Origin of the sequence: Streptomyces sp. NRRL F-525 (assembly GCF_000716605.1) — a bacterium.
Lineage (GTDB): Bacteria > Actinomycetota > Actinomycetes > Streptomycetales > Streptomycetaceae > Streptomyces.
The window spans coordinates 60828-85377 of record NZ_JNXE01000034.1; the positions used below are offsets into that span (position 1 = coordinate 60828).

18 protein-coding genes, 1 tRNA gene and 1 riboswitch are annotated in these 24550 nt (G+C 71.4%); of the genes, 10 read left to right on the plus strand and 9 right to left on the minus strand.

The annotated features are described in order from the left end of the window. The first annotated feature begins 3 nt into the window (after positions 1–3). The 3 genes from OO69_RS36210 to OO69_RS36220 are packed head-to-tail and all read left to right on the plus strand — an operon-like array spanning position 4 to position 3639. Positions 4–1680, plus strand: coding sequence for a hypothetical protein (locus OO69_RS36210; protein ID WP_234444620.1), 1677 nt, complete (start codon positions 4–6; stop codon positions 1678–1680). Between the two features lie 52 nt (positions 1681–1732). Then, entirely contained in the window at positions 1733–2446 is a 714-nt protein-coding gene (locus OO69_RS36215) for an ABC transporter ATP-binding protein (RefSeq protein ID WP_033285143.1), read from the plus strand. Further along, the gene (locus tag OO69_RS36220) at positions 2443–3639 is read left to right on the plus strand and encodes an FtsX-like permease family protein (RefSeq protein WP_033285144.1); all 1197 of its coding nucleotides are present in this window, start codon (positions 2443–2445) and stop codon (positions 3637–3639) included. The genes OO69_RS36215 and OO69_RS36220 overlap by 4 nt, the downstream gene beginning before the upstream one ends. 13 nt (positions 3640–3652) lie before the next feature. On the opposite strand, the gene OO69_RS36225 is transcribed toward OO69_RS36220, so the two are convergent. From OO69_RS36225 to OO69_RS36245, 5 genes are all read right to left on the minus strand, one after another. Then, positions 3653–5332: a carboxylesterase/lipase family protein gene (locus OO69_RS36225; protein WP_033285145.1), complete on the minus strand. Its 1680-nt coding sequence runs from the start codon at positions 5330–5332 to the stop codon at positions 3653–3655. 149 nt (positions 5333–5481) lie between these two features. Beyond that, on the minus strand, positions 5482–6435 hold the full coding sequence (locus tag OO69_RS36230; RefSeq protein WP_033285146.1) for an SGNH/GDSL hydrolase family protein: 954 nt from the start codon (positions 6433–6435) through the stop codon (positions 5482–5484). 171 nt (positions 6436–6606) lie between these two features. Then, positions 6607–8811: an MMPL family transporter gene (locus OO69_RS36235; RefSeq protein WP_033285147.1), complete on the minus strand. Its 2205-nt coding sequence runs from the start codon at positions 8809–8811 to the stop codon at positions 6607–6609. 150 nt (positions 8812–8961) lie between these two features. Then, positions 8962–9603: a GTP cyclohydrolase II gene (locus OO69_RS36240; RefSeq protein WP_033285148.1), complete on the minus strand. Its 642-nt coding sequence runs from the start codon at positions 9601–9603 to the stop codon at positions 8962–8964. Positions 9604–9732: 129 nt separating this feature from the next. Continuing rightward, positions 9733–10230 carry a MarR family winged helix-turn-helix transcriptional regulator gene (locus tag OO69_RS36245; protein ID WP_033285149.1) on the minus strand — a complete coding sequence of 166 codons (498 nt, stop codon included), beginning with the start codon at positions 10228–10230 and terminating at the stop codon, positions 9733–9735. A gap of 84 nt (positions 10231–10314) precedes the next feature. Between OO69_RS36245 and OO69_RS36250 the strand changes: the two genes are divergently transcribed. From OO69_RS36250 to OO69_RS36275, 6 genes are all read left to right on the plus strand, one after another. After that, the gene (locus OO69_RS36250) at positions 10315–11454 is read left to right on the plus strand and encodes a dihydrofolate reductase family protein (protein WP_033285150.1); all 1140 of its coding nucleotides are present in this window, start codon (positions 10315–10317) and stop codon (positions 11452–11454) included. A 174-nt stretch (positions 11455–11628) separates the two neighbouring features. Beyond that, positions 11629–12834 carry an alginate lyase family protein gene (locus tag OO69_RS36255; RefSeq protein ID WP_033285151.1) on the plus strand — a complete coding sequence of 402 codons (1206 nt, stop codon included), beginning with the start codon at positions 11629–11631 and terminating at the stop codon, positions 12832–12834. A gap of 52 nt (positions 12835–12886) precedes the next feature. Beyond that, positions 12887–12960, plus strand: a tRNA-Met gene (locus tag OO69_RS36260). A 124-nt stretch (positions 12961–13084) separates the two neighbouring features. Then, positions 13085–14242, plus strand: coding sequence for a PP2C family protein-serine/threonine phosphatase (locus OO69_RS36265; protein WP_033285152.1), 1158 nt, complete (start codon positions 13085–13087; stop codon positions 14240–14242). A 233-nt stretch (positions 14243–14475) separates the two neighbouring features. Next, positions 14476–14632: riboswitch (cyclic di-AMP (ydaO/yuaA leader) on the plus strand. A gap of 11 nt (positions 14633–14643) precedes the next feature. Then, the gene (locus OO69_RS36270; RefSeq protein WP_033285153.1) at positions 14644–15654 is read left to right on the plus strand and encodes a M23 family metallopeptidase; all 1011 of its coding nucleotides are present in this window, start codon (positions 14644–14646) and stop codon (positions 15652–15654) included. A 43-nt stretch (positions 15655–15697) separates the two neighbouring features. Beyond that, positions 15698–16642: an aldo/keto reductase gene (locus OO69_RS36275; protein WP_033285154.1), complete on the plus strand. Its 945-nt coding sequence runs from the start codon at positions 15698–15700 to the stop codon at positions 16640–16642. A 12-nt stretch (positions 16643–16654) separates the two neighbouring features. On the opposite strand, the gene OO69_RS36280 is transcribed toward OO69_RS36275, so the two are convergent. The 4 genes from OO69_RS36280 to OO69_RS36295 all read right to left on the minus strand — a co-directional run bounded on the left by OO69_RS36280 (position 16655) and on the right by OO69_RS36295 (position 21733). Next, positions 16655–17962: a PrsW family intramembrane metalloprotease gene (locus OO69_RS36280; RefSeq protein ID WP_033285155.1), complete on the minus strand. Its 1308-nt coding sequence runs from the start codon at positions 17960–17962 to the stop codon at positions 16655–16657. A gap of 49 nt (positions 17963–18011) precedes the next feature. Beyond that, positions 18012–18800 (minus strand): tRNA (guanosine(46)-N7)-methyltransferase TrmB, encoded by a 789-nt coding sequence (gene trmB / locus OO69_RS36285; RefSeq protein ID WP_033285156.1) that lies wholly within the window; start codon positions 18798–18800, stop codon positions 18012–18014. A 102-nt stretch (positions 18801–18902) separates the two neighbouring features. Then, positions 18903–20189 (minus strand): L-2-hydroxyglutarate oxidase, encoded by a 1287-nt coding sequence (gene lhgO / locus OO69_RS36290; RefSeq protein WP_051801447.1) that lies wholly within the window; start codon positions 20187–20189, stop codon positions 18903–18905. A gap of 119 nt (positions 20190–20308) precedes the next feature. Then, entirely contained in the window at positions 20309–21733 is a 1425-nt protein-coding gene (locus OO69_RS36295) for a hypothetical protein (protein ID WP_026151123.1), read from the minus strand. Between the two features lie 671 nt (positions 21734–22404). Between OO69_RS36295 and OO69_RS36300 the strand changes: the two genes are divergently transcribed. Beyond that, positions 22405–24483, plus strand: a complete 2079-nt coding sequence (locus OO69_RS36300) for an asparagine synthase-related protein (RefSeq protein WP_033285158.1) — start codon at positions 22405–22407, stop codon at positions 24481–24483. The last annotated feature ends 67 nt before the right edge of the window (positions 24484–24550 follow it).

Here is a 24550-nt window from a genome sequence, read left to right on the forward strand (position 1 = left end):
GCCGTGCAGCGCGACCTCCTGCCAGGGCGTACCGGCCGCCGTAGCCGTGTCGTGGTCGCCGCGGCCGCGACGATCGCCGGGGTGGCCGCCCTCGGCGTCTCGAAGTTCGGCGGCGGGCCGGTGGAGCGGCCCGACCGGCCCGGCAGTCAACTGGCCGCGCAACTCGGCGCTCTGCGCGGAGCGAACGATCTCGTACGAGCCACCCGTGCCGAGGTCGGACGTGATCCCGCGCTGTACCCGACCGCGTACGGGCGCCTGGAGGCCGCGCTCCCCGCCGGGCACCGGACCGGCGCCGAGCCGCCCGTCCCCGGGATCCGCCCGGCCGCCCTGGCCCGGCTCGCCCGCACCGACATGCTCGACACCCCCGCCTGGCGGGCGCAGTACGTGTGCCTGTCGCTGTCGGCCGCCGGAACCTCCCCGGCCTCTGAAGCCTCACGGGTTCCCCAAGGTTCCGGCGCCCCCGGAGCCACCAGCGCGGCCGCTGTCCTGGAACGGGCGGGGCTTCTCGCGCAGGCCGAGGCCGAGGCGCTCGGTTATCTCCGGGCGCCGGACCCCGAGGACGACGCCACGACCTCGCTCGCCACCCGCGCCGCCTTCCTGCAGACCCTGGCCTGCCTCGGCCGCGACGACCAGGTGGCCCCCGCCGCGCTGACCCGCCTCGCCGCCGACACCGCTCAAGTCGACCAGCCCGTACCGGCGTTGTACGCGGTCGAGGCGCTCCGGGCCGTCGGGGTGCGGGCCCGTGCCACACGCGTTCTCCGCCACGCCGACGCTGATCTCCGGCGGGCCGACTGCGCCGGGTCCGAATCCATCCAGCGGGCCGCATCAGCCCTGCTGCGGCGGGAGTTGACGCCCCAGACGCGTGCTTGTCTGCTGCCCGCGCTGCACGATCCCGACACGCAGACCCGGTGGCTGGTCCGGCGGGCGCTCGCCCTCGGCGCGTCTGACCCGCCAATTCCCGCGCCTACGGCGGCCGTTCGGTCCGACGGTCTCGTGGCCAAGTCCCCGACCCAACTCGGCACGCTGACCGCCACGTACAACGCCGCGCGGGCCCTGACCGCCAGCGGCGGGCGGGAGCGAGCACCGGACTGGCTGGAGAAGGGGCTGAAGCGGCTGGGCTCGGACCCCGGGCTCGACCCGTCCGACCGGCTGCTGCTCGCCATGACCTGCCACCGGTTGTCCTTGGGCTGCGGACCGCGGGCCGCCGAGGGGGCCAGGGCCGCGGCGGCCGAACGCGCGGTACCGGCGCGCTTGACCACGGCGAACCAGCACAGTTGGTACGGCGCCACGGCCGCTCGTGCCGAGTTCGGACTGGGGTGTCCGCGCACCTCCGTCGAGTCGCTCGCGCACGGGGGCGGCGCTCTTCCCGCCCCTTCCCTGCGCGTCGTGGTGGTGCTCGCCGACGCGGGGTGCGCGGCCCAGGCGCGACGGCTCACGGCGGGGACCGACCTCGTCGCGCAAGCCCAAAAGGCCCTGCGCGACGGGGAGTTGGTGACTGCCTCCGACGCGATCCAGGCGGCCCTGGCCGCCGACCAGAACGTCACGCAGACCTTCTGGAACGACCTTCCGGCACTGCTGAAGCCCTACCGCGACGCCGAGTTCCCCGACCTCTACGCCGACTCACCGGGCGGTGCCGCTTCGGCCGACGCCACGAGAGCCGCGTACTACCTCCTCGCCTGAGCCCTCCCTCGTACCCGCCCCGCCTTCCTCACCCCAGAAGGGCACCCGCCGTATGAACACCGCCTCCCCGCCGATCGTCCTGGGCGAAGGCCTGTCCTTCAGATACGCGGCCGGTGGTGGTCTGAGCCGGGCTGATCTCACCCTCCGGGCGGGAACGATGGCCGCCGTCGAGGGGCCGTCCGGCTCGGGCAAGAGCACCCTGCTCGCCCTCCTCGGGCTCATCCTCTCGCCGAGCGCGGGCTCCCTCCACATCGGCGGCACGGACACCGGCGCGCTGTCACCCGCCGACCGGGACGCGCTGCGCCTGCGCTCGATCGGCATCGTGCTGCAGGACCTCGGGCTCCTCACGTTCCTCAACGCCTGGGAGAACGTCGCCGCCGCCTTCGGACCGCGGCTGTCGAGGCACCGTACGACGGCCCGGGCGCTGCTCGGCGACCTCGGCATGGAGCACCTGGCCGACTCCCCGGTCACCGAACTCTCCGGCGGCCAGCGGCAGCGCATCGCGGTGGCCCGGGCGGCCGTGAAGGAACCGCTGCTCGTCCTCGCCGACGAGCCCACCTCGGGACTGGACCCGAAGAACGCCAACTCCGTGATGGATGCGCTGCGTTCGTGCGCCGGACGGGGCGCGGCCGTACTGCTCGTCACGCACGCATCCGCGGTCGCCGAGGCCTGCGATCAGCGCTATGTGCTGGACGACGGCGTGCTGTCGCCCGTCCGCGAGGAGAACCTCCGTCAGGGAAGTGCCCGTAGGGAGACGCTGGGATGAGTCGCTGGAGTCTCTACACCTGGAAGCGCGACGGGCGTTCGCTGCGCCGGGCGCTGCCCACGCTCACGGTGCTGGCCGCGCTGCTGACCACGTCCGCCGGGGTCGCGGCCGGTGCCGCCGGTGCCGTGGAGCGGGACGTGCTGGGCTCCGGCGGCCTCACGCAGATCGAACTCTCCTCCTTCGAGGGCGATGCGTCGGTCCGCCCGCTCACCACCTCGGCACTGCGGGAAGCCGCGCGGGCAAAGGGAGTTCGGCAGGTTGTCGCCGACTACTCCTCCGTGCTGTACGCCGAGGAGAACGGGACGTACGACCTGGCGAGCCACACCCTGACCCCGGGTGACGATCTGCCGCTCACCAAGGGGAAGGTCTCCGCGCCCCTCGGCCCGGACGAGGTCGTACTGCCCGCCGTCGCGCAGGGGACCGACTTCGCCCCGCTCCTCGGCCGGTCCGTCGCCTTCGGGTACACCAGGGCGACGGGTGCCGCGTCCGGCACCAGCGCTGTGATCAAGCTGAGGATCGTCGCCCTGTACGACCCGAGTTGGCAGGCCGACGGACCCGGCGTCGCCTATCTCTCGCAGGACACCGCCGCGTTGCTGGCCGCAGCCCGCGCCGGTCAACCGGCGGAAGCCTTCCGGGACCGGGAGGGTGCGCAGTCCGCCGTCGTGGTGGTCGAGCACCAGCGGCAGGTGGCCGCGGTCACCAAGGCCCTGCAGAACAAGGGGTTTTCGGCCTCCGCGGTCTCCGACCGGGTCCGCAACCTGCCCGGTCTGTTCGGTGCGGCGGATCTCGCGATGCGCGTCGGGGTGCTGGTCCTGGCGCTCGGCGCCCTCGCGCTCGGTGTCGTCCGGGCCGCGGACAGCGCGCGGGCACGGATCGGCCAGTTCGCCGTCCTACGGATCCTCGGTTCGGGACGGCCCGAACTACGCCGGATCCTGCTCGGCGAGGCCGTGCTGTCCGGCGGGGTGGCGGGGGTGCTCGGCGCGGCCGTCGGCACGGCGTTGTCCGCGTCGCTGGCCGGCCCGCTCAGCGATGTGCTCGGCCTGCCCATCACCGTCACGGACGCCCTGCCCGGGCCCGCCTGGGCCGGAGCGGCGCTGCTGCTGCCCGCTGCCGGCCTGGCCGTCGGCACCCTCTTCGGAAGCCGCGAAGCCCTCCGCCGGGACCCCTATCTCACCGCACGAGCGCACGGTTGACTCGACACCGCGCTCAGTACTCCGTCACCTGAGACTCCAAGTACCCCTTCAAGAACGCGTACTTGGCGTCCGTGTCCGCCGCGGGCAACGGTGCGAAATGGTCGCCCAACTCCATCGACACCGGCCTCGACGTGCGCAACTCCGGCCATGTCGGCAGGCCGTGGCCGTTCGGGTTGCCTGTTGCCACGAAGTTCGCGACGTACGACGACGTCCGGTCGGCGATGGCGTAGTCGGTGGACGTCCACGGGCGGTCCGTGCCGTACAGGTTGCCGAAGAAGTAGTACTTCTCGGCGCCGTGGTAGGCGCCGACGCCGTCCGCCGGTTCGATGGGGTTGGTGGTGTCGTGGCCCGGGGGGACGTGGGTCCACCAGTAAGTGTAGACCGGGCTGCGGTTGGCGGCCGTGACCTTGAACTGCGTGCCCCAGAGGAACGTGGAGACCCGTTCCTCGTCGCGGGCGTAGTTGTTGTACTGGGCTGCCGCCTCCGTGTCCGTCGTCGCGGGGTAGGGGGACAGGAAGTCGGCCGCCCGATCGCCGAACGTCGTCGCCGCGTACGCCTCGTACGCCGCGACCGTCATCGTCAGTGTCGGGGACGCGCCGTTCTCGTCCTTGTTGTTGCCGGTGAGGACCGGGATGTCGTACTCGGTACGGGACTTCATCGCCGCCGTGTACGACTTCGGGAGGACGTAGCCGTCCAGGACGTTGCCGAAGCTCGTGCCCGCCGCCGGGGCGCCCTGGGCGTACACCTTGGTCACGATCTCGTCGGCCGGCAGCGCGCGCAGGTCGGACAGTGTGGACGCGCCCATGTACGTTGCGAACGCTGTGCCGTTGGCCTCCGCCGTCGCCAACTCCGCGTAGCCGCCCGCCACATGGCCCAGCGCCGGGTCCTTGGTGTACTGCACGCCCGCCGAGAGCACGGCGCGGTGGAACAGGCCCCTCGCCAGCTTCGAGATCATCAGGATGTTCACGAAGGACGAGCCGTGCGACCAGCCCGCGAGCGTCACCCGTTCCGGATCGCCCCCGAACGCCGCGATGTTGCGGCGGATCCACTTCAGCGCCGCGACCGTGTCCCGCACGCCCCAGTTCCCGGAACCACCGTGCCCGCCCTCCGAACTCAGCGCCGGATGCGCGAGGTTGCCGAAGGCGCCCACGCGGTGGTTGTACGTCACCACGACCGCGCCCTTGGCCGCCAGGTTCGCCCCGTCGTACACCGGCTGCGAGGCCCACATGGCGCTGTTGCGGCCGCCGTAGATCCAGACGAAGACCGGGCGGAGGTCCCGGGAGGATGTCGAACTGCCCGCCCCTGTCCAGATGTTGAGGTTCAGGCAGTCCTCGCTCAGTGGGGGGACCTTGTCGGCGGTGATGCCCGTGACCGGTTGGGGGCAGGCGGCGCCCCAGGTGTCTGCCTTGCGGATGCCCTGCCAGGGCGCGGGCGGTCGCGGAGCGCGCCAGCGGTTCTCGCCTGCTGTGGAGGCGGCGTACGGGATGCCCTTGTAGACGGTGACGCCGGGGAGGGCGGACGCGGTGCCTGTGACCAGGCCGGACTGGGTTCTTACCGGGTGGCTCGTGTCGTGGTGGGGGGTGGCTGATGCCAGGGTGGAGGGCAGGGTGCTGAGCAGGGCCGCGCCGGCTGTGAGACTTGCCGTGCGGCCGAGGAAGGCGCGGCGGCCGGTACCGGTGGGGGAGGAGTTCACTGGGTCTCCCGATCACTTGAGGACGAGTCGCCTCATGCTGGGCCGGGCTTGGCCGTACGGCCTAGGGAGTTGTCGTGACTCACAGTGCCCACGGGTGCAACTTAGGTTGCGTACTCGCGGGTTGACATCTTGGAGCGTGAACTAGCGCCCTACAGCGCCGACTTGATCGTGTGCAGTACCGCGTCCGCCATGCCCCGCTCACCCCGCGCGTTCGGATGCACCGGCGCCGCCGGGCTCTGCGGTACGAGCGGTTCGATCCAGCGGGTGTCCTTCGCCGTGCAGGCGTTGTGGTCGGCGGAGGGCGTGTACGTGTCGACGTAGGCCGCTCCCGCCTCCGAAGCCCGTTGCCGCAGCATCGAGTTGAGCTGTTGCTCCTTCTCGCGGAGGAAGGTCACGTCGCCCGGTGCGAGGGACATCTCCCGGCCGCAGTCGGCGCTGTCGGCCGGCAGGATCGCCGGGTACGAGACGACGTAGACCCGGGCCTCGGGGGCGCGGCGCCTGACCTCGGTCAGGACCCGGGTGAGGCGTTCGCCCGCCGTGGCGATCTTCGTCTTCACCGCGTCGGAGTCGCCCCTGACGTAGTTCCGTTCGCACGGTGCGTCCTCGGTGATGTACTTGCCGCTGCCCGTCATCTCGTACAGCGCGCCCATCGCCACACACCGTTTGATCATCGAGCTGAAGTCGATGTCGTTGCCGCCGATGCCTACGGTGACCAGGCGGGTGGTGGACGAAAGTGCCCTGAGCTGGGGGGAGTTGGTGCCGTCGTCCGTGTGCTGCGAACCCGCGAGGTCGGCGGTCGTGGCGCCGCTGCAGCTCACGTCGCGGAAGTTCCCGCCCTTCAGGCCGAGTTCGGCGGCGACGAGGGCCGGGTAGTTGCCGGCGGAGCGGTCGCAGCCCGCCGGGGTGCCGGTGGGGTCGGTGATGCCGGGGCCGGCCGTGTAGGAGTCGCCGAGGGCCACGTACGGGCCCTTGGACTGGGCCGAGTAGGCGATGCCGGTGTGGCTGTCGCCGTTGCCGTCGCCGTCGCGGGTGACCAGGACGACGGTGAGCAGGGTGCCGCAGGCGAGGAGCCCGGCCACGCCGGCCTGCACTGAGGTTTTCATCGAAGTGCCCTCTCTGGTGGGCGAGTTGGTGAGGTGTGGACGTCCGCGGGCCCGGCGACGGGCGGGGGGAGTGCCCCGTCGCCGGGCCCGGGACTTGCGCCGGTCCCCGTCCCCACGGGATCCGGCACCGCGAGGCCGCCTCCGCTCTTGGCGGCCCCGGTCTGGGGGGAGTCAGGGGACCGGAGTGAGCCGGGCGGTGGGCGGGTCGGTGACCGGCGCCGGGACCTTGCGGCTCAGGGCCTCGCCCTCGACGTCCATGCGGGGGAGGAGGCGGTCCAGCCAACTCGGCAGGTACCAGGCCTTGTTGCCCAGCAGGGAGAGGACGGCCGGCACGATCGCCATCCGGACCACGAACGCGTCGAACAGGACCGCGATGGCCAGCCCGAAGCCGATCATCTTGATCATCGAGGCGCCCGCGCCGATGAAGCCCGAGAACACCGCCATCATGATCAGCGCGGCGGCCACGACCACCCGGGCGCTGTGCCGGAACCCGGAGACGATCGCCTGACCGGGCCCGTCCCCGTGGACGTACGCCTCGCGCATCCGGGAGACCAGGAACACCTCGTAGTCCATGGCGAGGCCGAAGACGATGCCCACCAGGAAGATCGGCATCAGGCTCATGATCGGGCCGGTCTGGTCGACGCCCAACAGCGAGGCTCCGTGGCCCTGTTGGAAGACCGCGACGACCGCGCCGAGCGCCGCGAGCACGGAGAGCAGGAAGCCGAGTGCCGCCTTGAGCGGGACGAGGAGGGAACGGAAGACGAGGAGCAGGAGGACGATCGCCAGGCCGACCACCAGTGCCAGGTAGGGAATCAGCGCGTCCTGGACCTTCTGCGCCACGTCGATGTTCAGCGCGGTGGTGCCGGTCACCTCGAAGCTCGCGCCCGCGTCGGAGGCGATACCGGGCCGTTCGCCGCGGATCGTCTGGACGAGCTCCTTCGTCTTCTCGTCGGTGGGGCTGGTCGCGGGGGTCGCGCTGAACACCGCTGTGTCGCCTGCCGAGTTGAAGTGCGCGGGTGAGACGGAGACCACCCCGTCCGTCGCCGCGATCTCCTTCGAGATCGTCGCTACAGCGCTCTTCGCGTCGTCCGCCTTCTTCGCGTCCACGACGATGGTCAGGGGGCCGTTGAAGCCGGGGCCGAAGCCTTTCGCGAGGTCGTCGTAGGCGCGGCGTTCGGTGGTGGCCGTGGACTTGGCCTCGTCACCGGGCATGCCGAGCTGGAGGTTGAGGGCGGGCAGGGCCATCGCGCCGAGGCCCACGACGCCGAGCAGCAGGACGGGGATCGGGCGGCGGACGACCAGGCGGGCCCAACGGCTGCCCCCGTTCTCGCCGTTACCCCGTTTGGCCTTGCCCTTCCGTTCGCGGCGCGAGAGGACGGCGTTCGGCCAGAAGCCGAGGACGGCCGGGACCAGGGTGAGGGAGATCAGGACCGACAGGAGGACCGCGCCCGCCGCCGCCAGGCCCATCTTCGTCAGCATCGGGATACCGACGACGGACAGACCGGCCAGGGCGATGACAACGGTCAGTCCGGCGAACACCACTGCCGAACCCGCCGTACCGGCCGCGAGCCCCGCCGCCTCGCGCGGCGCGTGGCCCTTCTCCCGCTCCTCCCGGTAGCGGGAGACGACGAACAGCGCGTAGTCGATACCGCAGGCGAGGCCGAGCATCGTGGCCAGTGTGCCGGTGGTCTCGGAGAGGCCGAAGGCGCTGCCCAGGGCGAGGACCGCGGACATGCTGATGCCGACGCCGAGGATCGCGGTGAGGAGGGGCAGGCCGGCCGCGGCCAGCGAACCGAAGGTGATGAGCAGGACCACGGCCGCTATCGCGATGCCGATCGCCTCGGCGCTGCCGCCGGCGGCGGGCTGGGTGGCGAGGGCGTCGCCGCCGACCTCGACGGTCAGGCCCGCCTTCTTGGCCGTGTCGATGGCCCGTTCCAGATGGGTCTTGGCGGCGTCGGTGAGGTCGTCGGCCTTCACCTTGAAGGTGACGGTGGAGTACGCCGTCGACGCGTCCTTGCTCACCGCCTTCGCGGCGAACGGGTCGACGGCGGAGGCGACTTGGGAACCGTCGGCCGCCTCCGTGACCAGCTTCTCGATCGCCGCCCTGTTCTCCGTCGCGGTGACCTTCTCGCCGTTCGGGGCGACGAAGACGATCCGGGCGTTCGCGCCGTCCGCCGCGGTGCCGGGGAAGCGCTGCTCCAGCAGGTCGAAGGCGCGCTGCGACTCGATGCCGGGCATTGTGAAGCCGTCGTCCGGGGCGGCCGGGGCCTTGGCGGCGGCGAAACCGACGGCGCCGAGGACCGCCACCCACAACAGGGTGACGAACCAGCGCCACCGGAAGGCCACACGGCCCAAGCGGTAAAGGAGAGTAGCCATGGCTGGGGAAGGCCTCCACGTCGGCGGTCGGTCGAGATCGTGGTCTCAACCCTTCCGTCGGCCGCTCCACGGCACGAGGGAGTGCCCTCCCGAATGGATGGTGTAGCCCGCTACACCATCGCCGCGCGGCTCAGCCCCCGCCCGGCCCCGTCAGCCCGCGTTCAGCTCCGTCAACTGGCCCAGCGGCAGCGTGTGTTGGGTCTGCAGGACCTTCGCGCGTAGATACCGGACGTTGTGCGGGGTGGTGAACACGCCGGTCGGGACGCGGTCGTGCACGTCGATGCCGAGACCGCGCAACTGGTCGGCCTTGTCGGGGTTGTTGGAGAGCAGGTCCAGGGAGGTGATCCCGAGGGCGGTGAGCATCTGCGCGGCGGCCGTGTAGTCACGGGCGTCCTCGGGCAGGCCCAGCGCGGTGTTCGCGGCGTACGTGTCGAGGCCCTGGTCCTGGAGGGCGTACGCGTCGAGCTTGTTGTAGAGGCCGATGCCGCGGCCCTCCTGGCGCAGGTAGAGCAGGACACCGCCGCGGTCGGCGATGCGCTCGACGGCCTCGCGCAGCTGGGGGCCGCAGTCGCAGCGGGCGGAGCCGAAGACGTCGCCGGTCAGGCACTCGGAGTGCAGCCGGACCAGCGGGGTGGTGCCGGGCGCGGGGTTGCCGAGGACGACCGCCACGTGTTCCTGGCCGTCGGTCAGGCCGTGGAAGGTGACGAGTTCGGCGTCGACGCCGTAGCCGTCCTGGAAGCGCAGCGGTACCCGGACGCGGGCACGCGGGGTGGCGGCGGGGAAGTCGGGCATGCGGGTCTCCGTGGTCCGGCGGCAGGTACGCGGATGTGCGTCATTGATGTGCTTCAGTTTTGAAACACATCCACGATCACGGAGACTACCTCATGCTTGAAATTTGAAGCAACAGAATTGTGGGACGGGTCACGAACAGGAGGGAGTGGAACGGCGCCGCCACGGCACGTCCTCCGGCTCCTCCAGCGCCCGCGCGATCCCCGCGCTGATCTCCTCCAGCTGCCCCACCTGCTCCGGGGTGAGGTGATCGAAGATCGCGGCCCGTACGGTCTCGACATGCCCCGGCGCCGTACGCTCCAGCACCTCCATCCCCGCGTCGGTCAGGACGGCGGTACTGCCGCGCTTGTCGCTCGGACACCCTTCCCGCCGCACCAGCCCGTCCTTCTCCAGCCGGGTCACGGCGTACGTCAGCCGGCTCCGGGTGATCTTCGACTTCTCGGCGAGGTCGGTCATCCGCAGCCGGCGGTCCGGGACGTCGGAGAGGTTGGCGAGGATGGAGTAGTACAGGTGGGGCATGCCGGCCTCCTGCTGGAGCTGCCGGTCGATCGCGTCCTCCAGGAGGTGCGTCGCGGCGATGTACGCGCGCCAGGCGCGCTGCTCCTCGGCGGTGAGCCAGCGGGTCGTCATGCCCCCAGTGTAGTTTTGTTTCAAACTTGAACCAAGCCCCACCGTTCCGCCCAGCCCCGCCCGCCTCGGAGAGAGAGCGCGTCGATGCCCCACCCGTACGTCCCCTACGTCCTGCTGTCCGCCGCCGTCTCCCTCGACGGCTACCTCGACGACACCGGCCCCGACCGCCTGCTCCTCTCCAGCCCCGCCGACTTCGACCGCGTCGACGAGGTCCGGGCATCGGTCGACGCGATCCTCATCGGTGCCGGCACGATCCGCGCGGACAACCCCCGCCTCCTGGTCAACTCGCCTGAGCGCAGGGCGAGTCGAGTAGCCGAGGGCAAGCCGGAATACCCCCTCAAGGTCACGGTCACCGCCTCCGGCGACCTCGACCCGACGGCCAACTTCTGGCACACGGGCGGCGAGAAGCTCGTCTATACGACGGACGGGGGCGCGGACCGGGTACGCGAACTGGCCCTGGCGGCGGACGTGGTGTCGCTCGGCCCGACCCTCGACTGGCGCGCCCTCCTTGAACACCTGCACGCGGTAAGGGGAGTTGACCGCCTGATGGTCGAGGGCGGCGGCACGGTCCACACCCAGCTCCTCCAGCAGGGCCTGGCCGACGAACTCCACCTGGTCCTCTCCCCCCTGTTCGTCGGCGACGACAAGGCCCCCCGCCTCTTCGGCCCGGGCAGGTACCAGTCAGGCCGCCTGCGTCTCGTCGAGACCCGCCCCATCGAGGACGTAGTACTCATGCGCTACGAGCCCACCGCCCCCGGCGCCGACGCCCTTCCCTCCGCCGCCGACCACCACTGGCTCGACCTCGCCTGCGACCTGGCGGCGGAGTGCCCGCCCTCGGAGACGGCGTTCAGCGTCGGCGCGGTGGTGGTGGCGGAGGACGGCACGGAACTGTCCCGGGGCCACTCCCGCGAGGCCGGCGACCCGGTGGTCCACGCGGAGGAGGCGGCGCTGGCGAAGATCGACCCGGCGGACCCCCGCCTCCCCACGGCCACGGTCTACACCAGCCTCGAACCCTGCACCCACCGCGCCTCCCGCCCCAAGCCCTGCGCCCGGCTGATCCTCGACGCGGGGGTACGGCGCGTGGTGACGGCCTGGCGCGAGCCGGACACGTTCGTGACGGCGGCCGACGGCAGCGGGATGCTGGCGGCGCGGGGGGTCTCCGTGGTCGTACTGCCGGAGCACGGGGAGCGGGCGAAGGCGCCGAACCGTCATCTGCTGGGCTGACCCGGGACCCCTTCCCCGGAAAAGTGTGACACTTCCGCGAAAAGTGTCACGCTTTTCCAGAACACCTACCTCCCCCCCCGGCTCCCCGACCGGCCCATCAAATCCTGCGCCCCACCGCCCCCCAGGTAACGCTCACAAAGGACCGGTGCGGAGGACGACGCGGAGGTAGGACACATGAGGGCAGTCGCGGTGCTGGGCGCTTCCGTAGCCGTAGGGCTACTCGCCTCCTGCGGATCGGCGGACACCGGTAGCCGGACCATGGCCCGGGCACTCCCCGCGAGCGCCGCGTTCACCCACCCCGGGGTGCTCGTCAGCAAGGGCCAGCTGGACGCCGTACGCAAGAACGTGGCCGCCGGCAAACAGCCCTGGCTGAAGGCGTACTTCGGGATGCGGGACAGCAAGTACGGGTCGTACAAGTACACGGCGAAGCCGTACGCCGACGTCGACTGCCCCTGGAACGGCAAGGCCGCGCACGGCTGCGTCGAGGAGCGCGAGGACGCGATCGCGGCGTACACGCAGGCCCTGCTGTTCAGCATCACCGGCAAGCAGCACCACGCGCTCAAGGCCCGCGAGATCATGGACGACTGGTCGGCGAAGATGAAGGAGCACACCTCCGACGACGCCGGACTGCAGACCGCGTGGGCCGGTTCGACCTGGGCGCGCGCGGCGGAGATCGTGCGGTACGCGCCCGGCGCGGGCTGGCCGGCGGACCGGGTCAAGCGGTTCGGGACGATGCTGCGCACCGCCTACGAGCCCGAGGTCACCAAGGACCTGCCGGACTACAACGGCAACTGGGACCTCGCGATGACGGACGCGGCGATCGGCATCGCCGTCTTCCTCGACGACCACAAGGCCTTCGACGCCGCCGTCAAACGCTTCCAGGACCGCGTGCCCGCCTACTTCTACCTCGCCAAGGACGGCAAGGTCCCGCTCACCCCGGTGGGCTCCAAACTCACCACCCCGCAGAAGCTGACGACGTACTGGTTCAAGCAGACGACGTTCAAGGACGGCGTCGCCCAGGAGACCTGCCGCAACTTCAAGCACGTCGGGTACTCCCTCGCCGCCACCGCGCACATCGCCGAGACCGCCTGGCACCAGGGCGTCGACCTCTACGACGGCGTCAAGGACCGGCTGAAGGCGGCGCTCGAGTTCCACGCCCGCTACCAGCTCGGCGAGCCCGCGCCCGCCTGGCTCTGCGGCGGCAAGGTCGACCGGAACATGGGCCCCGACCTGGAGGTCGCCGTCAACCACCTGGAGGGCAGGCTCGGCGTGAAGGTGCCCGCCGCGCACAAGCTCGTCGAGTCCACCCGCCCGGCCGGCAGCGACGACCTCTTCGTCTCCTGGGAGACCCTCACGCACGCCGGTAACACCGCCGACTGAAACCTGTGTGACATCGGACCCCGCGGATGGCGTATAGTTGCAATCACAACGGCGCGGGGTGGAGCAGCTCGGTAGCTCGCTGGGCTCATAACCCAGAGGTCGCAGGTTCAAATCCTGTCCCCGCTACTAAGGCCAAGGGCCGGAATCCAGAAATGGATTCCGGCCCTTGGTGTTTCTCCCCTTCCCTCTCGGTCTCCTCGATCGGCCCACACCGCTCGCCGCCCCCTCCCCACCACGAAAAACTGGATCCGTGGAGGAGGAGGGTCCGTACGTGCGAGCCGGCGGGCGCCTGCCCGGCGATCCCGTGCCCGACCCGGGCCTCGGCCCCGTCGAGAGACGGCGCATCTCCTACGCCCGCACCTTCGTCCACCGGCTGCCGGCGCTGCTGCTGATCGTCGGGGCGTTCTACGACTACTTCACCCCGCAGGACTTCACCGCGGCCCCGTTCTTCACCGCCGCCCCGCTGGTCGCCGCCCCGCTCTACTCGCGGCGCGGCACCGTGCTCACCGGTCTGGCCTCCGTCGCCGTGGTCCTCGCGATCCACCTCAGGCTCGGCATCGTCCTGCACACCGACGCGATCACCGAGGCGGCCACCGTCGCGACGGTCGCCGTCCTCGCCGTGCTGATCAACGCCCTGGTCCGCCGCAGCAGCGAACAGCTCGCCTCCGCGCGCGAGATCGCCGAGGCCGCCCAGCGCGCCGTCCTGCCCGAACCGGCCGAGCGCATCGGCGGGTTCGAGATCGCGGCCCGCTACGAGGCGGCGCAGGAGGGCGCGTTCATCGGCGGCGACCTGTACGCGGTGCAGGACACCCCGCACGGCGTACGGCTGGTCGTCGGGGACGTGCGCGGCAAGGGCATGGGCGCGGTTGCCGCCGTCGCCGTGGTCATCGGGGCGTTCCGGGAGGCCGCCGAGCAGGAGGCCACCCTGGAGGCGGTCGCGCAGCGGCTGGAGCGGGCGCTGGCGCGCGAGGGCACCCGGCGCGACGGGCTCGACGCCTTCGAGGGGTTCACCACGGCCGTCCTCGCCGAACTCCCGCACGGCGACGGCGTCGTACGGATCGTCGACCGGGGGCACCCGCCGCCGCTGCTCCTTCAAGTGGACGGCACCGTAAGCACGTTGCAGGTCCAGGAGCCCGCACTGCCCCTGGGAATGGGTGAGTTGGGGGTCTGGCCCGACCGCGCCGAGGAGTTCGCGTTCCCGGGCGGGGCCACTCTTCTCGTGTACACCGACGGGCTGTCCGAGGCGCGGGACGCCCGCGGGGTCTTCTACGACCCGGCCGCACGGCTGGCCGGCCGGACCTTCCGCACCCCCGGGGCACTGCTCGGCATCCTCGCCAAGGAGGTGCGCCGGTACTCCGGGGGCTGGATGACGGACGACATGGCGATGATCGCCGTACGCCATCCATGACCGTTACTACGGGGGGTGATCGGGTGGGAGCCCTCCGCATAACAACTGACATGCCGTCAATACCTGTGGGAATTCTGAGACTTGGCCAACTCGCCCGTTTTTCGCCGGTGGTGGGCCCTTCGTCCAGCAAGGAAAGGTTAATGATCAAGCCGAACAGCTTGGAAACGGGCGCCCGTGTCTATTAACGTTCGATAACGCAGCGCGGTCGTCCCAGCCGTCACAAGAGATGGCTCCGTGCGCACGCGCCGAATCCCGCGAGGGAACCGGGGAACCACCACTTGGGGTGAATCGCTCGTCGACTGCCGTGGAAACACGGCCGGTTTACGCGCGTAGGAGACCTTCCTGCTCCGAACCCGTCAGCTAACCCGGTAGGCGAGAAGGAAGGAAAGGAGCACGCCCACGTGGCGTCCAACCAGGCTGCCCCAGAAGCCCCTGTCGTCTACGGCGGTTACCGCCCCGACGAGGGCCCCTGGGAGGAGTGGAATCCCAGCGCGGAGTCCGTTGCTCCCAACCGCGGCAAGCACCGTGTCGCCAAGCAGCGTGGTGGCGGGGGATTCGCCCGCAGCTCCACCGTCCTGGGCGTCGGTGTCATAGCCGCCGTCAGCGCGGGCGGCATGGCCAGCGCCAACACCGGCAAGCCGCCGGTCTCGATCTCCCTGCCCGACCTGCCCTCGGTGGGCCATCTGCTGGACGACTCGTCCAGCAGTACCCCCAAGGGTTCCGCGACCGCGCTCAGCAGTGTCGGCGTCTCCACCACCGAGACCGCCAAGGGCGCCTCGGACGCGGGTGAGCTGCTGCGCAACCGGATCATGGCGCAGGCCGAGTCGCAGCAGGTGCAGGTCGACGGCAAGTCGAAGGCCGCAGTCGAGGCCGCCGTCGCCAAGCAGGTCGACGACGCCGCCGCCAAGGCCGAGAAGGACGCCGCGAAGAAGGCCGCCGACGCGAAGAAGGCCGCGGAGGCCGCCGCCGCGAAGAAGGCGGAGGCCGCGAAGCTCGCCGCGCTGGCCAAGCAGTACACGCTGCCGGTCGGCTCGTACACGATCACCGGCACCTTCGGCCAGGCCGGTTCGATGTGGTCCTCCGGGTATCACACGGGCCTCGACTTCGCCGCGCCCACCGGCACGCTGATCAAGGCCATCCACAGCGGCACGGTCACCGAGGCGGGCTGGGCCGGGTCGTACGGGTACCGCACGATCCTCACCCTGGACGACGGCACCGAGCTGTGGTTCTGCCACCAGTCCTCGATCAACGTCAGCGTCGGGCAGAAGGTCTCCACCGGCGAGGTCATCGGCCGGGTGGGCGCGACCGGCAACGTGACCGGGCCGCACCTCCACCTGGAGGTGCACATCAACGGCGCCGCCACCGCGAGCGACCCGGCGCCCTGGCTGCGCAGCAAGGGCCTCAACCCCTGAGGGTCTGGAATATCCGGTTCCGGTCCGGCGGTTGAGGTGAAGCATGACTTCTCTTCGCAAGCTGGGCCGGTCCGACCTGGAGATCTTCCCGCTGAACCTCGGCGGCAACGTGTTCGGCTGGACCGCCGACGAGGCGGCCTCCTTCGCCGTGCTCGACGCCTACACGGCCGCCGGGGGCAACTTCGTCGACACCGCCGACTCGTACACGGCGTGGATCGAGGGCAACAAGGGCGGTGAGTCCGAGACCGTCATCGGCAAGTGGCTCAAGGCCCGCGGCAACCGCTCCGACGTCGTCATCGCCACCAAGGTCAGCCAGCACCCCGAGTACCCCGGCCTGTCCGCCGCCAACATCAAGGCCGCGGCCGACGCCTCGCTGCGCCGCCTGGGCACCGACTACATCGACCTGTACTACCCGCACTTCGACAAGGAGGAAGTGCCGGTCGAGGAGATCGTCGGCGCGCTCGACGAGCTGGTGAAGGCGGGCAAAGTGCGGCACATCGCCGCCTCCAACATCTCGCCCGAGCGCCTCCAGGCGGCCCTGGACTTCTCCGACCGCGAGGGCCTGGCGCGCTATGTCGCCATCCAGCCCCACTACAACCTCGTCTCCCGCGACACCTACGAGGGCGAGCTGCGGGACGTCGCCGAACGCGGCGGCCTGTCGGCCCTCCCGTACTTCTCGCTGGCAGCCGGCTTCCTCACCGGCAAGTACCGCCCCGGTACGACGGTCGACAGCCCACGCGCCGGGCGTGCGGCCCAGTACCTCGAATCGGAGCGCGGCCAGAAGGTCCTCACCGCCCTCGACGAGGTCGCCCAGGCCCACGACGCCCCGGTCGCCACGGTGGCCCTCGCCTGGCTCGCCGCCCAGCCCACGGTCGCGGCCCCGATCGCGTCGGCCCGGACGGTGGAGCAACTCCCCGCCCTGCTGGGCGTGGCCGAACTGGAGCTGACGGACGCGGAGATCGCCCGCCTCACGGAGGCGTCGGCGTAAGTGCCCTCGCGGCTATGACCGGTACGGGTTGTACAGGGGAGTCCCGTACGACCCGTACACCGGCGGCCACGGCGGCACCACCACCGGTACCGGCGGCGCCGTCCGCCGCGCCGCGTAGTCCAGCGCGGGCCGCGCCACCTCCCGGCGCAGCCACAGCTCGTGCAGCAACTCCCTTTCCCGTACGACGAAATCGGCGCCGGCGCGGCCCCGCCCGGCCCGGTGCCGGAGGAACGCCAGGGAGGTCGCGTACGCCTCGTACTGGGCGACCGAGCGGGCCGCCTGCCTGCCGAGGTGGTGGCGGGCGTACTCGCGGGCCAGGCGCCGTGCCTTCATCGAGCCGAGCACGAACGGTTCGGCCGGGATCAGCCAGCCCGCGTACACGTAGGCGGGCAACTCCTCGCGCACACTGCGCAGTTCGCGTTGCCGGGTCCAGACCGCGAGCCAGGTCAGCAGGCCGAACATGGGGACCATGAAGACGCCGTAGACCTCGAAGAAGCCGTACTGGCCGAAGGTGGAGGAGCCGTTCCAGATCGCGTGCATGCCCATCGCGAGGAGGAGGCCGGTCAGGGGGATCAGAACGCGGCGGACGTGGTGGCGGTCGGGGGAGAGGGCGGCGAGGCCGAAGCCGATGCCGGTGAGGACGGTGAACAGGGGGTGCGCGAAAGGGGACATGACGATGCGCACGAAGAAGGTCGCCGCGGTGACGGAGGTGAAGCCGCGGTCGCCGGTGAGCTGGTCGGTGCCGAAGGCGGTGCCGAGGTAGAGGATGTTCTCGGTGAACGCGAAGCCGGTGGCGGTGACCCCGGCTATCACCACCCCGTCGACGATCCCGGTGAAGTCCCGTCTGCGGAACAGGAACACGAGCAGGACGGCCGCGGCCTTCGCCGACTCCTCGACGATCGGGGCTATGACGGTGGCGCCGAGGGTGTCCGCGCTGGTGGGGTCCGCGGTCGTGGTCGCTATCCATCTCGTCGCGAAGCTGTTGGCGACGATCGCTATCAGGGCCGCGGCGCAGGCGCCCCACGCGAAGGAGAAGAGCAGGTTCCGCCAGGGGCCGGGGTCGACGCGGTCCAGCCAGCGGAAGGCGGCGACGAGGAGGGGTACGGGTAGTACGGCGAGCCCGAGCCCGACCAAGAACCCTTCCGTGCCGGTCTGTTGGCGGACCAGCGCGAGGATGACCAGCCCGGAGAGCGTGAGCAGGGCGATCAGCGCGCCGTAGCGGACCCAGTTCCGCTGCCACCAGCGCACCCGCGGCCCGTGCCCGGGCACACCACCGGCGGGGTGGCCGGGGTGTGGGGGGTACGGCGGAAAGGTGGCCACGGCATCGACCCTAACGAGGTAAGGGCACGGCCCGCGAGGGAGCCTGGCGTCAGCGCTGGTCGTCGTGGGGTACGCGACGGAAGAGCAGATCGTTCACGACATGTCCCTTGTCCAGTCCCTGGCCCTCGAAACGGGTCAGCGGCCGGAACTCCGGACGGGGCGCAAAACCGCCGTCGGGTTGGCTGTTCTCGAAGTCCGGGTGCGCGTCCAGGACTTCGAGCATCTGCTCCGCGTACGGCTCCCAGTCCGTCGCGCAGTGCACGGTGGCCCCTGGCCTGAGGCGGGTCGCGGCGAGGGTGAGGAACTCCGGCTGGATCAGGCGGCGCTTGTGGTGGCGCTTCTTGGGCCAGGGGTCCGGGAAGTACACGCGGAGGCCGTCGAGCGCGTCCGGGGTGAGCATCTCGCGGAGCAGGATGATCGCGTCGCCGTTCGCGACCCGGATGTTGGTCAGGCCGTGGTGGTCGGCCAGGCCGAGGAGGTTGCCCTGGCCCGGGGTGTGTACGTCGGCGGCGAGGATGTTCGTCGCGGGGGCGTCGGCGGCCATCTGGGCGGTGGCCTCGCCCATGCCGAAGCCGATCTCCAGGACGACCGGGTTGTCGTTTCCGAACAGCTCGGGGAGGTCGAGGTTCCGTTGGCCGTCGATGTCGAGGCCCCACTTGGGCCACAGGCGTTCCAGGGCGTCTGCTTGGCCGGCTGTTACGCGGCTTCTGCGGGGCTGGAAGCTTCGGATGCGGCGTTCGTGGTGGGAGCCGGCGGGGTCGGGTGTCGGCCCGCCGGGGAAACGGGGTTCGCCCTTGGGCCGGGTTCGCTGTTCGGGGGTGTTGGGGGAGTCAGACACAATGCGGTGATTTTACTGGGCGTGCGCCTTTGCGTCTGCGTGGCTTGTGTGGTCTGGCGAGTGCGGGGGCGTTGTGGCTGGTCGCGCAGTTCCCCGCGCCCCTTAAGGGGTTGCCCTGTCCGGGGTTTGGAGTGGGCGGCGGTCTTGGTGCAGTACAGCCAATGCTCGGCGGGCTACCTCCCGCCCGATCGGCAGCGAGGCCGTGGCCGCGGGCGAGGGGGCGTTCAGCACATGTACGGCCCGTGGGCCCTCCTTGATCAGGAAGTCGTCCACCAGGGTGCCGTCGCGGAGGACCGCCTGGGCGCGTACGCCCGCCGCCGACGGGGTCAGGTCGTCCGGGGTCACCGCCGGGAGGAGGCGTTGTACGGCTGCGGTGAACGCGGTCTTGGAGAGGGACCGGCGTAGCTCGCCCGCGCCGTAGCGCCAGTGCCGGCGGGCCATGTGCCAGGTGCCGGGCCAGGTCGCCGTCGTCGCGATCTCACGGGGGCGTACGACGCCCCAGTCGTAGCCTTCGCGGGCCAGGGCCGGGACCGCGTTCGGGCCGAGGTGGACGCTGCCGTCGATGCCGCGCGTGAGGTGGACGCCGAGGAACGGGAAGGCGGGGTCGGGGACCGGGTAGACCAGGCCCCGGACCAGTTCGGGGCGGGTGAGGGTGTAGTACTCGCCCCGGAACGGCACGATCCGCATCTCCGGGTCGTCGCCGGTGAGCCGGGCCACCTCGTCGCAGTGCAGGCCGGCGCAGTTCACCAGCACACGGGCGCGGACCACGTCACCGCCGGTCGCGGTCACCGTACGGACGGCGACCCCGCGCTCCGGTCGCCGGTCGATGTGGGCGACCCGCGCGCCGTAGCGGATCTCGGCGCCGGACGCGTCCGCCAGGTGCTGGGCGACCGCGGTGTAGTCGCAGATCCCGGTCGTCCCGACGTGTATGGCGGCGAGGCCACGCACCTCCGGTTCGTACTCGGCGATCTGGGCGGCGCCCAACTCCCGCACCGGAATGCCGTTCTCCCGCCCACGCTGCACGAGCGCGTGCAGCCGGGGCAGCTCCGCCCGCTCCGTCGCGACGATCAGCTTCCCGGTGACGGCATGCGAAATCCCGTACTCCGCACAGAACTTGACCATCTCGGCAGCCCCGCGCACCGCATACCGCGCCTTGAGCGACCCGGGCCGGTAGTAGATCCCGCTGTGGATCACCCCGCTGTTGCGCCCCGTCTGATGCCGGGCGGGCCCGGCCTCCTTCTCCAGCACGGTCACCCGCGTGCCCGGCGCGGCCCGCGTGATCGCATACGCCGTGGACAGCCCCACGATCCCGCCACCAACCACGAGCACGTCACAGTCGTACCCGACCCCAGCCCGCACGTGCACCACCTCCCGGCTTCGATAGTGCACTGCACCACTGACAATGCCTTCAAACCCCGGGAAGCCAGAACCCCGCAAGGGGCGCGGGGAACTGCGCGACCAGCCACAGCGCACCCGCACCCGCAAGACGGCACAAGCCCGGCAGACGCCTAGGCGGGCGCCATCAACAACGGCCGAGCCCTCTCCCGCAGCTCAACAACCCGAGGCTCATCCCCGTACGGCTCCAACCGGTGCAGCAGATCCTTCACGTACTCAGTCGTACGCGCCGAAGAGATCCGCCCCGCAACCTCCACCGCCCGAACCCCTTGCTCACAAGCCGCGTCAAGATTCCCGGACTCCAACTCAGCCACAGCCGAGACGACCAACCGAAGCCCATGCGACCGCACAAACTCCTCCGTCGGCTTCGACAACGCCTGTTCAGTGAACCGCCGCACCTGACGAGGCGCCTTCAAGTCCCGGTAGCACTCGGCAGCATCTGCCGCGAACCGGTCATAGCCGTAGAAGCCCAGCCAGGACGGATCGTTGTCCCCCTCCCGGGACCGCTCGAGCCACCCCTCCGCCGCCTTCAGCGCCGCCCCGGCAGCCTGCGCGTCCCCCGCCTTCGCATGGGACCGCGCCTCGACCAGCCGGAAGAAACTCATCGTGCGGGCGGTCGCAAGCCCCCGGTTGCGTTCCAGAGCCGCCTGCGCGAGATCGACGCCCTCGTCGCCGAAGCCGCGGTACGTCGCCTGCAACGACATCGACGCCAGTACGTAGCCCCCCAGCGGGACGTCCGCCGCCGCGCGGGCAAGACGCAGCGCCTGGATGTAGTACCGCTGCGCCGCCTCCTGTTGCCCGGTGTCGAAGGCCATCCACCCGGCCAGGCGGGTGAGTTCGGCACTCGCACCGAACAGCGCTCTGCCGACCTCGTCGGAGTACGAGCCGAGCAGCAGCGGTGCCGCCTCGACCCGGAGGCACTCGGGCACCATGGACGAACGCCAGTCGCCGCCCCCGTACTTGGAGTCCCAGCGCCTGGCGTCCTCCGCGGCCTCCCGCAGCTTCTGCACATCGCTGTGGCCGACTTTGAGCGGTGTCCCGGAGCTCTCCGCGGAGTTGGCCTCGCGCGCCACCGAACTGTCGGCCGGGGTTATCAGCCAGCGTGAGGCGGGCGTTGCGTATGCGCTGACTGCGAACGACCCGGCGAGGGACTGCCAGATGCCGCCGCTTCCCGCACGGCGGCCGGCGAGGTCGAGGCGGTACAACTCCGTTGCGGAACGCACGGCTTGGCCGACGTCCCGGGGAAAGGCGAGGCCCACTTCCGGTGCGGGATCCGCGTCCGCCAGGCCGATCTCGTGGAGCGGCACCGGGCGGCCGAGCTTCTGGCCGATGGCGGCCGCGATGAGGTGCGGGGCGGCACCCTGGGGCACCATTCCCTTCGACACCCAGCGCGCCACCGACGTCTTGTCGTAGCGAAGTGTCAACCCGCGTTGAGCGCCAAGATCGTTGACGCGACGCGCGAGTCCTGCGTTGCTGATTCCCGCGAGGGCGAGAACGGTGCCGAGTTTTTCGTTCGGCCCGCGTTGCTCCCTGGACATGCGCCACCCCTCGACACAGACGGCTGCCGCGCTGGCATAACCACCCGGCATTCGTAAACCCAGCGTAGTTCGCCGCATCCCAAGCGTTAAGGGGCATTGTTCCGGTTGGCGGGATTGTGGTCCGTACGCGAGTGCGGGGTTTGCACGCAGGGTTGCGACGTGCCCCCGTCGTGTGGCCGTGCGCCCGTGTGTGCGCTCTTCTCCGGCCATCACGGGAGCGCTTCGATGGATCGTGCGTGGGTCGGCCCGCTGTACTGGATCCAGTGGGCTGGGGGACACCGCCGCCTACATCCCCGCGGGCGGCGGACCGGTCCGGGAGGCGTACTCCGCCTCCCGGACTGTGTGCGGTGCGAAGCGGTGCGCACGGCATGTACGGAGCGTGCGCGAGCCTGTCCCTGTATCGCCGATTTGGCCGAAAACCGCCCCTGCCTCCCGATGTCGAATACCGCTCCTACCATGGGAGTTGAGGGCGCGTTAGGTGTTTTGGGGGAGCGTATCGGGGGCGCATTCGCGTCGTGGACGTAGGGTCTTCCTTGTCCGGTTGTCCCTCGTCCAGGGCGTCTTCACGCGATCTCAAGCGGCTTCTCCGGCCCTCCGGAAGGCGTCCTTCATGGCAGCATGGTGCCCAGTTCGTGCGGTGCACTGGTTGTCCACAGCCTGTGGAGGCGTCGATGCGGTGGTTGGTGGGATGGAGCAGTACCGCCGCTGGAGCCGCCGCGATCGGTTCCGCGGGGGCGACCGGACTCGACGGTGAGACGGTCCACCCGGTGGGGTCCCAACTCCTGTGGGGCGACCCGGATCCGCTGTGGGCGGTCGGCGACTGGCGGCCCGACGAGGTGCGGGTCGTGAAGGTCGACGCGGAGACGCGGATCGCCGTCCTCGGTACGTGCGGTGCCTCCGACGAGGAGCTGCGCCTGAGCCTGTTCTCCGCGCGCGGAGGGGCACTTCGGCATCTGACGGCCTGGTCGGGCAGTTACACGGCGGTCGTCAAGGTCGGCCGCCGCACCATGGTCTGCGGTGATCTCGCGGGCGCCAAGCCGGTGTTCTACACCCCCTGGGCCGGCGGTACGGCGTACTCCACGGCCGCGCTCCCGCTCGCCGACCTCATCGAGGCCAACCTCGACTTCGGCCACCTCGCCGCGCTGCTCGCCGCCCCGGACGTGCCCGCCGCCCTGCACGACTCGACGCCCTACGACGGCGTACGGCGCATTCCGCCGGGGCATGCGCTGGTGCTGCGCGCCGGGGCGCGCGAGATCGCCGGGTACGAGCCGGTCGCCTCCCTCGCGGTCGCGGCGGCGGCCGTCGACCCGGACAGCGCGGTGGACGCCGTACGGGACGCGCTGGTTGACGCGGTGCGGGCTCGGCTCTCCGCACCTCGCCACGTCCCGGACATAGACCCGGGCCCCGTACCCGGCATGGGTCCCGCCGAACGACGTGCCGCGCGCGGGATGCCCGTCCCCGGCATCGGGGCCGACCTCTCCGGTGGGCCCGCCTCCGGGACGCTGGCCCTGCTCGCCGCCGGGCTGCCGGGGGCGCCGGGCACGGTCCTGGGGCACGGCACCGGCGCGGGCGAGCGGCTCCTCGCCGTCACGTTCAACGATCTCGCCGTCCCCGGGCGCGAGTCCGAGGTGGAGCGTGCGGGCACCCTCGCGGCCAACCCCCGCCTGCACCACGTGGTGGTCACCGGCGCCGAGGACGTCCTGCCGTACGCCGAACTCGACGGCCCCCTCACCGACGAACCGGGCCCCTCCCTGATCGTCGCCGCCCGCCACCGCGCCCGGCTCGCCGCGGGCAGCGCCGACCACTTCACCGGCTACGGCGCCCGCCAGGTCCTGGACGCCCACCCGGCCCGCCTCGCCGACCTCCTGATGGACCGCAAACGGCGCCATCTGGTGCGCCCGGTCGCGGCGTTGGCGAAGGCGGACGGTTCGGTGATGGTCCCGGGGCGCGTCTACGGCGCTGCCCGCCGCCTCGCCCGTACGCCCTACGGCGCGGGACTCGAGGTCCTCGCCGACCGGCTGATGAACCAGCGCTTCGACGAACCCGGAGGCGCCGTCGGTGCCTCCCTCGCGGCGCTCACCTGGGCCAGACCGGGGCCCGCCGCGCGCTGGCTGACCGGTGAGGCCCTGGCTGAAGTATCGGTTCGCCTGCAGAGCGCGCCCAGCCGTCAGGGCAGCGGCCCGGGCCAACGCCCCGGAGACTTCCGCGCGCGTGCCGCCCTCGCCCGCCACGCCAACGACCTCCGCGTCCTGGAACAGGCCGCCGAGATCCGCTCCCAGCGCCTGCACACGCCCTTCCTCGACAACCAGGTGGTCCGCGCCTGCCGTTCCCTCCCCGAGGCGCTACGGGTCCAGCCGGGCGCCCGCGCGGCCATCCTGCGCACGGTCCTGGAGGGCGCCGGCGTCGGCGACCTCCCGCCAGGCTGGGGCGCCCCCTCCCACGCCTCGGCGGCGGCCGCGGCCCGTAAGGGTCTACGGGTCGCGGCGGACCCCCTGATGGACCTCTTCGCCACGCCGCTGCTCGCGCAGGCGGGTCTGGTGGAGGCCCGCGTCGTCCGCAAGGCGCTGCGCGCGGCGGCCCAGGGCGAGCCGTTGCCGCTGGACGGTCTGGCCGACCTGGTGTCCCTGGAACTGTGGCTGGGGCGGCTGTTGGCCCGCCGGGGCACTTGTTGGACGGGAACACCGGCCCGCGCGCGTGCGGTCCCGGAGGGGATCAGGCCGCAGCGGGGGGCGTTGGCTTCGGGCGCGTGAACGGGAGCGGTGGCCAGGGCTCGAACGAGAGCCCCGGGGCCGGGACTTGAAGCCGCCCGCCCCGACG

What these genes read in the sequence shown, in the direction of transcription:
- OO69_RS36245 (WP_033285149.1), bottom strand. Translation starts at nt 10,230, where the DNA reads ATGACGACCCGCTGGCTCACCGCCGAGGAGCAGCGCGCCTGGCGCGCG.
- OO69_RS36300 (WP_033285158.1), top strand. Translation starts at nt 22,405, where the DNA reads ATGCGGTGGTTGGTGGGATGGAGCAGTACCGCCGCTGGAGCCGCCGCG.
- OO69_RS36255 (WP_033285151.1), top strand. Translation starts at nt 11,629, where the DNA reads ATGAGGGCAGTCGCGGTGCTGGGCGCTTCCGTAGCCGTAGGGCTACTC.
- OO69_RS36235 (WP_033285147.1), bottom strand. Translation starts at nt 8,811, where the DNA reads ATGGCTACTCTCCTTTACCGCTTGGGCCGTGTGGCCTTCCGGTGGCGC.
- OO69_RS36215 (WP_033285143.1), top strand. Translation starts at nt 1,733, where the DNA reads ATGAACACCGCCTCCCCGCCGATCGTCCTGGGCGAAGGCCTGTCCTTC.
- OO69_RS36220 (WP_033285144.1), top strand. Translation starts at nt 2,443, where the DNA reads ATGAGTCGCTGGAGTCTCTACACCTGGAAGCGCGACGGGCGTTCGCTG.
- OO69_RS36275 (WP_033285154.1), top strand. Translation starts at nt 15,698, where the DNA reads ATGACTTCTCTTCGCAAGCTGGGCCGGTCCGACCTGGAGATCTTCCCG.
- OO69_RS36295 (WP_026151123.1), bottom strand. Translation starts at nt 21,733, where the DNA reads ATGTCCAGGGAGCAACGCGGGCCGAACGAAAAACTCGGCACCGTTCTC.
- OO69_RS36240 (WP_033285148.1), bottom strand. Translation starts at nt 9,603, where the DNA reads ATGCCCGACTTCCCCGCCGCCACCCCGCGTGCCCGCGTCCGGGTACCG.
- OO69_RS36230 (WP_033285146.1), bottom strand. Translation starts at nt 6,435, where the DNA reads ATGAAAACCTCAGTGCAGGCCGGCGTGGCCGGGCTCCTCGCCTGCGGC.
- OO69_RS36250 (WP_033285150.1), top strand. Translation starts at nt 10,315, where the DNA reads ATGCCCCACCCGTACGTCCCCTACGTCCTGCTGTCCGCCGCCGTCTCC.